13 protein-coding genes are annotated in these 15,137 nt (G+C 41.9%); 7 read left to right on the forward strand and 6 right to left on the reverse strand.

All coding sequences use genetic code 11. The features are described from left to right. Positions 1-229 precede the first annotated feature (229 nt). The 7 genes from pcnB to mdoH all read left to right on the forward strand — a co-directional run bounded on the left by pcnB (position 230) and on the right by mdoH (position 7,995). On the forward strand, positions 230-1,516 hold the full coding sequence (pcnB, locus tag ACSSVW_RS05220; RefSeq protein ID WP_454178983.1) for a polynucleotide adenylyltransferase PcnB: 1,287 nt from the start codon (positions 230-232) through the stop codon (positions 1,514-1,516). Positions 1,517-1,518: 2 nt separating this feature from the next. Continuing rightward, complete coding sequence (folK, locus tag ACSSVW_RS05225) at positions 1,519-2,007, forward strand: 2-amino-4-hydroxy-6-hydroxymethyldihydropteridine diphosphokinase (RefSeq protein ID WP_118844031.1); 489 nt, start codon at positions 1,519-1,521, stop codon at positions 2,005-2,007. 29 nt (positions 2,008-2,036) lie between these two features. Further along, positions 2,037-2,831: a 3-methyl-2-oxobutanoate hydroxymethyltransferase gene (gene panB / locus ACSSVW_RS05230; protein ID WP_036970718.1), complete on the forward strand. Its 795-nt coding sequence runs from the start codon at positions 2,037-2,039 to the stop codon at positions 2,829-2,831. After that, positions 2,831-3,682, forward strand: coding sequence for a pantoate--beta-alanine ligase (panC, locus tag ACSSVW_RS05235; protein WP_454178984.1), 852 nt, complete (start codon positions 2,831-2,833; stop codon positions 3,680-3,682). The genes panB and panC overlap by 1 nt, the downstream gene beginning before the upstream one ends. A 57-nt stretch (positions 3,683-3,739) precedes the next feature. After that, complete coding sequence (locus tag ACSSVW_RS05240; RefSeq protein WP_065978048.1) at positions 3,740-3,979, forward strand: hypothetical protein; 240 nt, start codon at positions 3,740-3,742, stop codon at positions 3,977-3,979. 397 nt (positions 3,980-4,376) lie between these two features. Continuing rightward, positions 4,377-6,041 carry a glucan biosynthesis protein gene (locus ACSSVW_RS05245; RefSeq protein WP_454178985.1) on the forward strand — a complete coding sequence of 555 codons (1,665 nt, stop codon included), beginning with the start codon at positions 4,377-4,379 and terminating at the stop codon, positions 6,039-6,041. After that, a complete protein-coding gene (gene mdoH, locus ACSSVW_RS05250) occupies positions 6,013-7,995 on the forward strand; it encodes a glucans biosynthesis glucosyltransferase MdoH (RefSeq protein ID WP_036970731.1) in 1,983 nt (660 codons plus the stop codon). Before ACSSVW_RS05245 ends, mdoH begins: the two co-directional genes overlap by 29 nt. A gap of 53 nt (positions 7,996-8,048) precedes the next feature. Here mdoH and ACSSVW_RS05255 read toward each other — a convergent pair whose 3' ends face one another. From ACSSVW_RS05255 to ACSSVW_RS05280, 6 genes are all read right to left on the reverse strand, one after another. Beyond that, the gene (locus ACSSVW_RS05255) at positions 8,049-9,017 is read right to left on the reverse strand and encodes a PstS family phosphate ABC transporter substrate-binding protein (RefSeq protein WP_065978046.1); all 969 of its coding nucleotides are present in this window, start codon (positions 9,015-9,017) and stop codon (positions 8,049-8,051) included. A 91-nt stretch (positions 9,018-9,108) separates the two neighbouring features. Further along, a complete protein-coding gene (gene phoR, locus ACSSVW_RS05260) occupies positions 9,109-10,440 on the reverse strand; it encodes a phosphate regulon sensor histidine kinase PhoR (RefSeq protein WP_182396142.1) in 1,332 nt (443 codons plus the stop codon). Positions 10,441-10,494: 54 nt separating this feature from the next. Continuing rightward, positions 10,495-11,184, reverse strand: a complete 690-nt coding sequence (phoB, locus tag ACSSVW_RS05265; RefSeq protein WP_036970740.1) for a phosphate regulon transcriptional regulator PhoB — start codon at positions 11,182-11,184, stop codon at positions 10,495-10,497. A 147-nt stretch (positions 11,185-11,331) separates the two neighbouring features. After that, complete coding sequence (locus tag ACSSVW_RS05270) at positions 11,332-12,282, reverse strand: porin (protein WP_075593156.1); 951 nt, start codon at positions 12,280-12,282, stop codon at positions 11,332-11,334. 397 nt (positions 12,283-12,679) lie between these two features. Then, positions 12,680-13,744 carry a class II fructose-bisphosphate aldolase gene (gene fba / locus ACSSVW_RS05275; RefSeq protein ID WP_036970746.1) on the reverse strand — a complete coding sequence of 355 codons (1,065 nt, stop codon included), beginning with the start codon at positions 13,742-13,744 and terminating at the stop codon, positions 12,680-12,682. Positions 13,745-13,937: 193 nt separating this feature from the next. Beyond that, positions 13,938-15,113: a phosphoglycerate kinase gene (locus tag ACSSVW_RS05280; RefSeq protein ID WP_036970748.1), complete on the reverse strand. Its 1,176-nt coding sequence runs from the start codon at positions 15,111-15,113 to the stop codon at positions 13,938-13,940. Positions 15,114-15,137 lie beyond the last annotated feature (24 nt).

A 15,137-nucleotide genomic window follows, 5' to 3' on the forward strand; every position in this document is an offset into this window, starting at 1 on the left:
AAGTGTGCGAATCATTAACACCATACTGTAGCGTCATATAAAACACACATTTACTGACTCAATCTCATATCGACGAAGTGAAAAAACACACGCTATACTTGATGAGTCGCAAAGTCCGCGTCGTAGGAGACAGATTATTATTTCCAAGCTTTTTCAATTTTGTCGGCAAATTATCGGCCCAAATGCCTCGACTTCAACAAATGCCGCACAAACGAGCGAGTTACCTTTGGTGATCGAGCGCAGTGAACATGGTATTTCACGCAAACAATTTAGCCCAAATGCAATCAAAGTATTATACCGCCTCAAAGAAGGTGGCTACGATGCTTACTTAGTCGGTGGTTGTATTCGAGATATATTGTTAGGCCAACAACCTAAAGACTTTGACGTAGTTACAAATGCGACGCCAGAACAAATCAAAAAACTATTTCGTAACTGTCGCCTAATTGGTCGTCGCTTTCGTTTAGCGCACATTGTGTTTGGCCGTGAAATAATTGAAGTTGCTACGATGCGCGGCCATCATGAAGCCGACGAAGAAAAAAACCACGTTAGCCAATCAAGCGAACATGGGCAACTGCTGCGTGATAATGTGTACGGTAGTATTGAAGAAGACGCCGAGCGTCGGGATTTCTCAATTAATGCGCTGTATTATTCAATTAATGATTTTTGCATCTATGACTACGCCAACGGTATTAGTGCAATAAAAGCCAAACAGGTTGAATTAATTGGCGATCCAGAAACCCGCTACCGTGAAGACCCTGTACGTATGCTGCGTGCAGTCCGTTTTGCAACAAAGTTAGGCATGACCATTGCGCCTTCGACAGAAAAGCCAATGAAAGAGCTTGCAAGCTTATTAGACCACATTCCTCCTGCACGTCTATTTGAAGAGTCACTCAAGCTGTTTTTAAATGGTAAAGCAGAAGAAAACTATATCATGTTGCGTCAGTATGGCCTTTTCAAAGCCCTATTCCCTGCCCTTGATAAAATTTTGAATGCTAACCCAGATAGACTCGAGCACGCATTTATTCTGCAAATGTTTAAAAACACAGATAAACGTATCAATGCAGAGAAAAAAGTAACCCCTGCGTTTATATTCGCTGCACTATTGTGGTTCCCGTTATTAGACATCGCTAAAAAATTACAGCAACGTGACCAACTTTCTGAGTTTGATGCATTTGCACAAGCGATGAATAAAGTACTCAGTGAAAGCGCACAACATGTTGCCGTACCTAAACGGTTCACTTTAGGCGCTAGAGATATCTGGCATATTCAACAACGCCTTGATAAACGCGGTGGCCAACGCGCATACCGGTTAACGCAACAGCCTCGTTTTAAAGCTGCTTACGACTTTTTACTATTACGTGTTCAAGCTGGTGAGCAGCAACATCAGGAACTTGCTACGTGGTGGACGGCGTATTTAAGCCAAGATATAAATGGCCAAAAAGAGATGGTTAAGGCACTTGGCCATCAAGGTGGCCCTAAACGCCGCCGTCGACCTCGTAAGAAAAAAGCAGAATAAACATGAACATAGTGTATTTAGGGTTAGGCGCAAATTTAAATGCGCCACGTACACAAATTCGTAATGCTATTACAGCATTACAAGGGCTACCAGAAATTGAGCTGGTTTGCGTATCGCATGATTACGCAAGTAAGCCAATGGGGCCACAAGATCAACCCGACTATGTCAATGCGGTTGCGTGTATTAAAACGGCTCTGCAACCAGAGCAACTACTCGATTTAACCCAAGCAGTAGAACGTGATCATGGCCGTGTACGTAAAGAAGAACGTTGGGGACCTCGCACCCTTGATATTGATATTCTATTATTTGGTGACCAAGTGATCGACACGCCTCGCCTCACCGTGCCTCATTATGGCCTCGTTGAGAGAGAGTTTGTTGTTTATCCTTTATTAGAGATAGCCCCTTCTCTTGTTTTACCGAATAACCAATCACTTGCTGATATAACAAAAACGTTGCCTTTAAACGATTTACAAAAACTCCCTCAGCAGTAATCAACCTAGGCGAAGCCTTAGAGGAAATTATGTCTAAAATCACCGTTTCAACTCTTAATAAAATGAAACACGAAAAACAAAAAATTACCGCGCTTACAGCTTACGATGCCAGCTTTGCAAAATTGTTTCATGATAATGGCGTCGAAGTGATTTTAGTCGGTGACTCACTGGGCATGGTTTTACAAGGTGGTGATGACACATTAGCAGTAACGAACAGCGAGATTGCTTACCATACACGGTGTGTCCGCGCCGGTAGCCGCGAGCTATTCATCATCGCTGACTTACCTTTTATGACCTACTCAAACCCTGCCGATGCGTGTAAAAATGCAGCCGAGTTAATGCGTGCTGGCGCCAACATGATCAAACTTGAAGGTGGCGAGTGGTTACACGACAGCATCCGCGCAATGACGCAACAAGGTATACCTGTGTGTGGTCATTTAGGTTTAACACCTCAGTCTGTGCACGTATTTGGCGGCTTTAAAATTCAAGGCCGCGAACAATCACAAGCTGATAAAATGCTTAGCGATGCTAAAGCGCTTGAAGCTGCAGGTGCACAATTATTGGTATTAGAGTGTATTCCTAGTGAATTGGCTAAGCGTATTACCGATGAATTAACTATCCCGACAATCGGAATTGGTGCTGGCAATCAAACCGACGGACAAATTTTAGTTATGCACGACCTCGTCGGCATTTCAGCTGGTTATATCCCTAAGTTTTCAAAAAACTTTTTACTTGAAACAGGGAATATGCCAGCAGCCGTGCAAAAGTATTGTGAAGATGTAAAAAGTGGTGCTTTCCCAAGTACCGAACATGAGTTTAAATAATGCAATCAATCACTGAAATAAAATCGTTACGTAGTCAAATCAAAGCTTGGCGTCAAGCTGGACTTAGCATTGCACTCGTCCCAACCATGGGCAACTTGCACCAAGGGCATTTTTCATTAGTTGAAAAAGCAAAAACGTTAGCCGATAAAGTCGTCGTCAGTATTTTTGTTAATCCTATGCAATTTGGCGCCAATGAGGATCTCGACAACTACCCGCGCACGCTCAACGAAGATAAACAAGGCCTAGCAGAACTTGAAACTGACATCGTGTTTACGCCGTCAGTTGAAACCATCTATCCAAATGGCCTTGGTGAACAAAGCTTTGTTGATGTACCTGGCGTGTCGATGGGTTATTGCGGTGGTTCACGTCCCGGCCATTTTAAAGGTGTCGCCACCGTTGTGACTAAGTTATTCAATCTTGTGCAACCTGACTTTGCCTGTTTTGGTGAAAAAGATTTTCAGCAACTGCAAGTGATTAAAACCATGACACGCGATCTCTCTATCCCTGTCGAGATTGTCGGTGTACCTACGTGCCGTGAAATATCAGGCCTTGCTATGAGCTCACGTAATGGCTATTTGTCTGATGAGCAAAAAGACACCGCAAAAGTATTATTTGCAACCCTTAACGAGACGGCTGAGCAGCTAGAACAAGGCCAAACGGATTTCGCTGAATTAGAAGCTAAAGCCAAAACAACGCTTGAAGCCGCAGGCCTAAAACCTGATTATTACTCGATTGCCGAGCGATCAACGCTAAAAGCTGCATCAGCAGCGGATAAACAACTGGTTATTTTAGCCGCAGCCTTCTTAGGATCGGTTCGTTTAATTGATAATTTGCAAGTTACGCTGGATTAAGTTTCAACAATCTGGGTAAGATGGATTTAAAAGAATAGCCATATACTAGGGATAAGCATGAAAAAATTACCAGCTCTTGCAGCATCATTGTTTGCATTCACCTTGTTAGCAGCTTGCTCAAGCAAGATTGATAACCCAGAAATGCAACAATGTGCCCAACAAAACTATCAATGCGAAGCCAGCTGCGAACAGCAAAGCACCGCAGATGGCTTAGTTCATAAAGTCTGTAGTAACAAGTGCATCGAAGCTTACAATCAATGTAAAGCGAATGCAGAAAAGTTAGGCGAAGTTAAATAAATTTGCCTTTCTGAGGCACTGAATTATATCAATTTACTTAATTAAACATTCTATTTTGAGTGTTATTGCGAATTGGTATGTGTCAGTTCAGTGCCTGCACCTTCCTTCTCGATTACAATTTCACTTTTTCAATTAAGCCTCTGCTAATTTTGTTCATATTTTTGTTCATCCTTTAAACTATTCATATTAGGGCAAGCTTTCGTTCATTAAACTTCTCCATATTGGTGACGAATTAACAACTGCTACCGTGTAATTGTTTCTCACTAATTTCAAAATTTACTCTTCGCATTTAGCTGTACCAACTCAACGTCATTGAGATTATTAGTGTTTTTTTAGGTTCACTTTTTGCTGAGAGGTATGAATGAATAAACGTGATTTACGGCTAAAGGAAAAATTAATGAAACCAGAAACCCGAACTAAGCTCTTCAGCGCTGTTAAAAAGAAGACCTTCTTGGGCGTATTATTAGCCATGAGTGCAGGCCATACTTACGCAACTGAAAACCAAACTCAGCCACAAGAAACTGAAACACAGCACACCGTTGTTGAGCAAAAGCCTGCGATGATCACAATTCCACAAGAGAAACTATTTGATGTAATCACTGCTCGCGCTAAAAAGTTAGCCTCTGAGCCTTATGTCGCACCAAAAGATTTAGAACTTGAAGCATTAACCAGCATTGGTTATCAAGATTACCGTGCTATTCGCTTTCGCCCAGATCAAGCAATCTGGAAAGATCAAAGCTTATATGAAGTGCAGTTATTTCATCCCGGCTTTTTATATAAATCACCGGTGGCAATTAATACCCTAGAGCAAAATGCCGAAGTTAAAAGCTTGCCTTTTAAAACTGATTATTATCGTTACGATGCAACCGCGGCTCCGTTGGAAGCAGAAATAAGCACTGCAATTAAGAATACTCAGTTGGGTCATGCTGGTTTTCGCCTGCATTTTCCGCTCAATAATAGCGAATACAAAGATGAAGTTGCGGTATTCCAAGGTGCCTCTTATTTTCGTTTAGTGGGCCCACACCAAGTCTATGGCCTTTCAGCCCGCGGACTTGCGGTTGATACTGCTCTTAGCTCGGGCGAAGAATTTCCCGTGTTTAAAGAATTTTGGTTAGTAAAACCAGCGCCTGAAGACACCACTATCGTGCTTTATGCACTGCTTGATAGCCCATCTGTTGCTGGAGCATATCGTTTTGAGTTAACACCTTCGACAAACACTGAAGTAAAAACTCAGATGCAAATTTTTGCCCGCAAAGATATTAACAAACTGGGTATAGCACCACTAACAAGTATGTTTTATCACGGTGAAAACAGCACCAAGTTTTTTGATGACTACCGTCCAGAAGTACATGACTCAGACGGCCTATTAATGCAATCAGCAGAGGGTCAATGGGTATGGCGAGCACTTAACAACCCTAAAAAATTAAGTGTTACATCATTTAGTTATGATAATCCGAAGGGATTTGGCCTCGCACAACGTGACCGTGATTTTAACAATTACTTAGACACAGAGGCACATTACCATAACCGCCCGAGCATGTGGATTGAGCCAATGGGTTCGTGGGGGAAAGGCCGCGTTGAGCTGGTAGAGATTCCCACAGACACAGAAACTAACGACAACATTGTTAGCTACTGGGTGCCTGAGCAAGCGATGAAAGCAGGCGATAGCTTAAGTTTCAGCTATAAGCTATCAACTTTTAATGCAACCCTTGCATCTCAAGATAAAGCGAGTGTTTTAAGAACACGCATAGGCAGTGCAGCCCTGCCTGGCGAAAAGAATCCACCACCAAAAAGTCACCGTCAATTTACTGTTGACTTCAGTGGTGAAAACATCAATCAACTGTCTGCAAATTTTGCTATGAAGGCCGATTTAACACTGTCATCAGGTGAGATTAGCGATAAAACAGTTCAGCAGTTACCGAATAATCAAGGATGGCGCGTCGCGTTTAAAGTGGCGCCAGAGGGAGATAAGCCTGTCGATATGCGCTTATCGTTAAAACTACGTAACAAAGAAATCAGCGAGGTATGGAGCTATGTCTGGTATCCAAATGACGTCCAATAGCAAAACATTAACACCAACCGCAATGCCATTTAAGAAAACTCGCGTTTGGCTATTTTCATGCCTTGCGCTAGCGATTACTGCATATGGTGTGTGGATCATGTTCGATATTTTAAATTCTAACGGCATGACACCGCTTGAGTACGCATTGCTGTTTTTATTTTCAGTGACCTTCGCGTGGATCGTAACAGCCTTTTGTAGTGGCTGTATGGGCTTTATTTTACAACTGCTGCGTATTGACCCACTGACGCTTAAACGTCAAAAGCCCATTGAAATTAACGAACATGCACTAAGCCAGACTAAAACAGCTGTCGTGATGCCAATTTATAACGAAGATACCGAGCGTGTGATCGCTGGTTTTGAAGTGAGTCTTCGATCGCTCGCTAAAACGGGCCAAATGCCGAACTTCGATTTCTATTTACTTAGTGATACACAAGATCCAGAGATTGCGCGCAATGAACTAAAAGCATGGAATGCATTAACGGCACGTTTAGGTGACTTAGCTCAGCATACTTTTTATCGTCGTCGTGAAGATAATAAACACCGTAAAGTGGGTAACCTCACTGATTTTTGTGAACGCTGGGGAAGTCAATACGAGCACATGATTGTACTTGATGCTGACAGCATCATGACAGGAAAATGTATGCTTGAGCTAACCACAAGCATGATCAGTAATCCAAAATCAGGCCTTATTCAAACGATTCCGATTCCGGTTCGCCAAGATACTTTTTTTGGTCGATTTTTACAATTCGCCTCAATCTTATACAGCCCTATGCTGGCGACAGGTTCTGCATTTTGGCAAACCAATCAAGCAAATTACTGGGGACACAACGCAATTATTCGTGTTGAAGCCTTCACGCAATGTTGCGGTCTTCCTGTATTAAAAGGCAATGCCCCTTTTGGTGGAGAGATTTTAAGTCACGATTTTGTTGAAGCATCACTGCTACACCGTTCTGGTTGGGATGTATTATTACTCAGCGATATTGAAGGCAGCTATGAAGAAGTACCGAGCAACATTCTAGACTACGCAATTCGCGACAGACGATGGGTGCAAGGTAATATTCAGCATCTCGGTTTATTGCCAAAATCAGGTTTGAAACTGATGAGTAAAATGCACTTTTTATTTGGTGCCACAGCGTATATCTCATCACTTATTTGGTTATCTATGCTGGCATTAAGTACCTTGGATGCAGTTACGCGTGCACTGAATAGTGATGTATATTTTAACCATGCGTACCAGCTATTTCCTACTTGGCAAATTGCTAAAACTGATTTAATTGATTCACTGCTATTTATCACTGCGGTATTACTACTTTTACCAAAACTTATGGGATTGATAGTGACTTTAGTGCATCGCAATAAAGCCTTTGGTGGCAGTGTAAAATTGATCGCAGGCTCACTCATTGAGAGCGTATTTGCTATTGTAATCGCGCCACTCATGATGGTGTTTCATAGCTACTTTGTAGTGTGTGTATTTCTTGGTAAGAAAGTTAGCTGGGATGCGCAGCCTCGTGAAGGACGCATGGTGCCGTGGCAAGAAGCGATTGGGTATACTCTATTTTCAACCATCACCGCTATTATTTGGGGTGGTGTAGCTTATTACTATACCCCGACTTTCTTTTGGTGGTTATCACCTATTTTAGTTGGACTGATTTTAGCAGCCCCGATTGTACGTTACTCAAGTAGTATAGGATTAGGCATAAAAATGCGTAAATTGGGCTTATTCTTATGCCCAAGCGAAGTGCAAAACGATGACACTCTGGCAGCACTTCGTGTGCATCAGCAAGAGATTGGTCTTCCTAAAGACGAGCACGCTAATTTTAACATTCCCGCATTACCAACCGAGACCCCAACGGTGATGCCAATCCAAAGCTTTAAAGCTAAGCCTGGCAAAAAGCGCAAACAAGTTCGCCTTGCTCAGCAACGCATAAAAGCAAAACTCTTTGCTAAAAGCTAAAACGAAAAGAACCGCTCATTGAGCGGTTCTTTTATGACTGTCTGTATTGATTGTTACAGAAGATCTAGCTTTTTAAGTTCAGCCATTGCCATCTTGCCTGAAAGTGGCACATAACCATCTTTCTCAACAATTTTTTGACCATCTACTGATAACACCATTTTTAAGAACTCTGCATCAATAGGTGCAAGTGGCTTATTAGGGTGTTTGTTAACGTATACGTATAAGAAACGAGAAAGTGGGTATTTGCCCGTTGCAACGTTTTCTAATGTCGCATCAACAAAGTTATCACCTTTCTTAGCAAGTGGCACAGTACGTACACCCGATGTCTTATAACCGATACCTGAGTAACCAATCGCATTCACTGACGAAGAGATTGACTGAACAACCGATGCAGAACCTGGTTGCTCATTTACATTGTTACGGAAGTCACCTTTACACAATGCTTTTTTCTTGAAGTAACCGTAGGTGCCTGATACTGAGTTACGACCATAAAGTTGGATATCTTTTGCAGCCCAATCACCCGTTAAGCCTACATCACTCCAACGATTTACTTGAGCATCAGCACCACACTTGCGAGTTGAAGAGAAAATAGCATCCACTTGGTCAATACGTAAACCTTCGATTGGATTATCTTTATGTACAAAAACCGCTAGCGCATCAATTGCAACGCGAACTTCTGTAGGCTTGTAACCATAACGTTTCTCGAAAGCTTCAATTTCTTTAGACTTCATACGTCGGCTCATAGGGCCGAAGTTTGCAGTCCCCTCTGTCAGTGCTGGAGGCGCAGTTGAAGAACCCGCTGCTTGGATTTGGATGTTTACATTTGGGTAAAAGCGTTTATATTCTTCCGCCCAAAAGGTCATCATATTGGCAAGTGTGTCAGAGCCCACAGATGAAAAGTTACCAGAAATACCACTTGTTTTTTGGTACTCAGGCATATCTTTATCAACTGCAGCTGCTTGAGCTGATACAAATGTTGTTACAGCCACACCCATTGCGGCAACGAGATTTTTAAATTTCATAGGGGTTACTCCGATTTGTTCGTCCCATTTCCTAACTGCAGTCTACTCTAAAGACACTAGATGACAGTTAGATTACCCTAAAATGACAGTTTTATGACTTTGCATTAATTTCTAAAGAGTCTGGTAAGCGAACGACTTTATCGCTGCCAAAGGCAAACGAAAATGTCGATCCTTCTCCAACTTTACTCTTAATATTCAAATGACTATCGTGACGTGTAAGTACATGTTTTGTTATCGCTAAACCTAAGCCAGAGCCACCCGTTGTGCGACTACGTGCTTTATCTACTCGATAAAAACGCTCTGTTAGGCGATTAATATGTTCGCTGGCAATACCATCACCGTTATCAGTGACACTAAACGCAGCCTGATTATTTTTAAGCTGCCAATCGACCACAATTTTACCGCCAGGCTTAGTGTAATGAATGGCGTTAAATACCAAATTAGAAAATGCACTGCGTAACTCATCCTCAGCACCTTTAATATCTAAATGGCTATCGACATTAAAAATAAGCTCATGGCCTTTATCTTGATTCAGCGATTGTGCTTCTGTGTGAATATAGGTGAGTAACTTTGGCACATTCACAGGCTTGTCGTTGTCTTGACGGCGAGCGCCTTCAATGCGAGACAATGACAAGAGTTGGTTTACTAGACTGTCCATGCGTTTGCATTGTTCGAGCATCGTTGTTTGCGCTTTATTCCACATACTTGGCGGTGGCATGTTATCGCCATCAAGCATTTCTAAATAACCAGTCACGACCGTAAGTGGTGTTCTCAATTCGTGTGATACATTGGCCACAAAGTCTTTACGCATTTGCTCTAATTGCTTTAGTCGCGTGACATCACGAACAACCATCATTAACTGCGAGCTTGCATAGGGCATGACCCTAAACTCGAGTATTTGTTCATAACTGTGACCACCATCAAGCTCCAGTGGCTCATCAAAACTGGCTTGGTGCATATACTTAGCAAATTTAGGATCACGAATAAGGTTATCGAGTCGCTGTCCATGATCCGTTGGCCATTGTAAGCCCAATACTTTAAGCGCGAGTTGATTACACCAAATAATACTCAGATCTTTTTGCAACACCACAACCGCATCAGGTACCGCCTCTGCACCATCACGAAAACGGCGAATTAAATCAGCCAGTTCATTACGCTTTTTACGATTACGATGCTGTAAATGGTAGATCCCTTCAAAAACTTGCTCCCAAGCTCCCTCACCTTCAGGTGGGTTGAAGCTACGCTGATTAAGGAGCCAATCACTAAGGCGATAGAGTTGATGATAATGCCAAATCAGTAGTGCAAAGGAGCCTAAAAATAAAAGCAAAAATGGCGCACCTACAAGCACGCCAACTAATAACAAAGGTAAGAAATACATAAACAGGCGTTTTGCTAACGCCTGTTTATTGACTACTCGATACATACACTCACTTTACCTTAAGAATGTAAATTAGCTGAATATAGTCAGCCAACGCACTTATAATTTACTTGAAAAACGATAACCTGCACCACGCACAGTTTGTACGAGCCTGTCATGTCCAAGGGGTGCTATCGCTTTACGTAAACGACGAATATGTACATCAACAGTACGGTCTTCAACGTAAACGTTTGTTCCCCATACATGATCAAGTAATTGTTCACGGCTGTAAACACGTTCAGGGTGAGTCATGAAAAAATGCAGTAGTCTAAATTCAGTAGGTCCCATATCTAATTCGCTTCCCTCAGAGGTGACACGATGTGAAATAGGGTCAAGGCGCAAACCATGTACTTCAATAGCCTCTTCGAGTGAAGTCGGCGATACACGGCGGATAACCGCTTTAATACGGGCCATTAATTCTTTTGGCGAAAATGGTTTAGTAACATAATCATCAGCACCCACTTCAAGACCGCGTACTTTATCTTCTTCTTCACCGCGGGCTGTTAGCATAATAATAGGGATTTGACGTGTATATTCGCTTTGCTTAAATTTCTTCGCAATCTGAATTCCGCTTCCACCGGGTAGCATCCAGTCTAATAAAACCATATCCGGGTATGGCTCAACCATTGCCTCAATTGCAGAATCATAATCTTCGGCTTCAATTGCTTGAAAACCATTTTGCTCTAAAACAAAAACCAGCATCTCTCTGATAGGCGCTTCGTCATCGACGACTAGTACTTTACGTGACATTCCAATTTATCTCTTTCGTTAGCGAACTGGTTTCATTATTATGACTAAGTATGACATTTTTATGAAAGTCTAACGAGTAATTCAAAAAGCACCAAAAAAACTCAGTAAAAATGAATGGTTTTCCGCTTAAATATGCTTTTTTACACCTTAAAAGTCATACCTTAATGTTACAGCAAGGTGATCTTCATCAGCTTTATTATCGAGAGAAAACTGCGTATACCACATATACATACGTGCTTGTTTCGAAAGGCTTCTCTCAACGCCGACCGATGTTCCGGTGCCAGAGTCTTTTAATTTACCAAAGTCTCCTTCTGAGTCTTGATATTGAGCAAGTAGCTTATACTTATCAATTTTATAAGAGGCACTAAGCAAAAAACCATCTTCAGTATCTGAGCCTGATACTTTTTCACTTTGTTGATACATGCCCCCAATCACAAGATCACCTATTTTGCTTTGTGCAGTAAACCGCGTGATGTCGTAACCCGCAACCTGACTGTCATGTGCAACACTTACAAAATAAGGCGTGTTTTTAAGTTTGCTATCACCGTATATAAAGGCAGCAGAGATGCCTGTTTCATCATCTTGCTTTGAATTGTCTTCAGCAATATACGTCACAACAAATTGTAAGTTTCCGACAATTGGTGAGCTGTAATGTACGACATCACCTAAACGATTTTCACCATTAAACAACGCTTTAACGTCCCCATTAAAGTCATTCATTTGGTCAATCTTGCCTTGTGATATTTTAAGGGCAGTATCATGACGGCCTAAAACAATTTGACCATAACTGCCTTGTAAACCGACATACTGATTACGCGCAGAGATATTTTCTTCGGTTTTACCATCGCTATCTTGATCTGCTGCATTTACAGCAAACTCAAACTTATAAACCGCTTTCAGACCCTCATTTATTTCACCGCTGCCTTTAATTCCAATCCGCGAGCTGTAGCTTTCAACTGATGTTTTACTTCCTTCATTGGTGTCACTATTGGCAACCCCTAAATGCGCCCGACCATATATATCAACGGCTTCAGCAACACTATTAAAAGAAAGTAGGCACATTGCAAAGCTCGAAAACATAATGGCGGTTTTTTTCATGGTAGCGATCCTTAATGTAAGCAATAACTTAAAAATCGAACATAAAGCCATATTGGTCAAGTTCTAAACAGTATATTTAAGATAAACATTTCAGATCACTGATCTACTAACTTCGGCGAGTCAGGATCAGATTTTTACCAAGCCGATCTATTTCGGATCATGATCTTACTAAGTTAGTCTACTAACTCTTTGATTTAATGCTCAACACGTTACCCGCTTGTTTAAAAGTTAAACAAAAATAGGCAATGATCATCCTAAAACTAGTAAAATAATGATCCGTGCTATTTATGGTTAGTAAAACAATGATCTTAAAATAAACAGTAAGTAAAACACTGATCCGTTAAGATCGAGGCAATAAAAAACCGGCAATAAAGCCGGTTTTTTATATTAGTATCAATTACTTGATTTTAGGATCAAGTTCACCTGATAAGTATTTCAGGTGCATATCATCTAATGAGATAGGTTTGATCTTACCTGCTTGACCTGCTGTGCCAAATGCTTCATAGCGAGCAACACAAATTTCTGTCATCGCTTTCGTTGCTTCAGCTAAATATTTACGCGGATCGAAATTCGCAGGGTTTAGTGCAAGATGACGACGAATGGCACCTGTTGATGCTAAACGTAAATCGGTATCGATATTCACTTTACGCACGCCATACTTGATACCTTCGATGATCTGCTCAACTGGCACACCATAAGTTTCAGGGATCTCACCACCGTATTGGTTAATTACTTCTAACCATTCTTGCGGCACTGAAGACGAACCATGCATAACTAAGTGCGTGTTAGGAATACGCGCGTGAATTTCTTTGATGCGATCAATCGCTAAAATATCGTCTGTTGGTGGACGTGTGAACTTGTATGCACCATGTGATGTACCACACGCAATTGCCAGTGCATCAACGTGAGTTTTACGAACGAAGTCAGCCGCTTCTTCAGGATCTGTTAGCATTTGATCTGTTGTAAGCTTGCCTTCTGCGCCTACGCCATCTTCTTCACCCGCTTCACCAGTTTCAAGAGAACCGAGTACACCTAGCTCGCCTTCAACTGATACGCCACACGCGTGCGCCATTTCAACTGTTTGACGAGTAACTTCTACGTTGTACTCATAGCTTGAAGGTGTTTTACCATCAGACATCAATGAACCATCCATCATGACTGATGAAAAGCCTAATTGAATAGAACGTTGACACACACCAGGTGACGTACCGTGGTCTTGGTGCATAACGACAGGGATATGTGGCCATTCTTCAACAGCTGCTAAAATCATATGACGAATAAAAGGGGCACCAGCATATGCACGTGCGCCAGCTGAGCCTTGTACGATCACTGGGCTGTTAGTTTTGTCAGCTGCTTCCATAATTGCACGCATTTGCTCTTGGTTATTAACGTTAAACGCTGGTACGCCATAACCATGTTCAGCTGCATGATCAAGAAGTTGTCGCATACTGATTAAAGCCATTTGGTATTCTCCAAATTGTATCGACAGTAGTTTCCTACCATCTAGTTTGAACGGATAAATTATTTTTTGATGCATCACTGCATCACGAGAAGCCATCGCTTACCGCAAAAACTGTCTATAAAATAAGGGTGAGAGGTATTTTATAAACAGCCAAACCAGCGTAATTAAATAACCACGCTGGTGTTCGTACTAATTACTTAGCACGCTCTTCTAGCATAGCAACTGCTGGTAATTTTTTCCCTTCTAAAAATTCAAGGAAAGCACCACCACCTGTTGAAATGTAAGACACTTTATCGGCAATGCCGTATTTATCAATCGCAGCAAGCGTATCACCGCCGCCCGCAATTGAGAATGCGCTTGAATTTGCGATAGCTTCAGCAATCGCACGCGTGCCATTACCAAATTGGTCAAATTCAAATACGCCAACTGGACCATTCCACACAACCGTGCCTGCTTTTGCAATAATATCTGCAAGCTGTTTCGCTGTATCTGGACCAATATCGAAAATCATATCTTCATCGGTTACTTCATTCACATCTTTCAATGTCGCAACAGCCGATTCTGAGAACTCATTACCAACAACAACATCAGTTGGCACTGGAATTTCACCATTATTTGCTTTTGCAGCGGCACTTAATTTATTTGCTTCGTCAATTAAGTCAGCTTCAAATAAAGACTTGCCTACAGGGTGACCAGCTGCTGCGATGAAAGTATTTGCAATACCTCCACCCGTAACAAGTTGATCAACCACTGTTGATAGTGAATCAAGTACGGTTAACTTAGTCGACACTTTAGAGCCACCAACGATAGCCACTAAAGGACGCGCAGGGTTATCAAGCGCTTTACCCAAAGCGTCTAGCTCTGCGGCTAAAAGTGGGCCTGCACACGCTACATCGGCAAATAAACCAACACCGTGCGTTGATGCTTGTGCACGGTGAGCCGTACCAAATGCATCCATCACGTAAACATCACATAATGCAGCTAGCTTTTTAGATAATGCTTCATCATTTTTCTTTTCACCTACGTTAAAACGTACGTTTTCAAAAACAACCACTTCATTATCTGCCACGTCAACGCCATCAAGGTAATCTTTCTCAAGACGAACCGTTTGCTCCAGCGCATCATTTAAATAATTAACGACAGGGGCGAGTGAAAACGCTTCATCATATTCCCCTTCCGTAGGGCGGCCAAGGTGTGACATCACCATTACTTTTGCGCCTTTTTCTAACGCTAATTTAATAGTAGGTAATGCTGCACGAATACGTGCATCAGAGGTCACTTTACCTTCTTTTACAGGCACATTTAAATCTTCACGAATTAACACGCGTTTGCCGTTTAAATCTAAATCTGCCATTTTAATGACCGACATGGACTTCTCCTTTGTTAACGATAC

Source organism: Pseudoalteromonas sp. MBR-15, assembly GCF_053628915.1.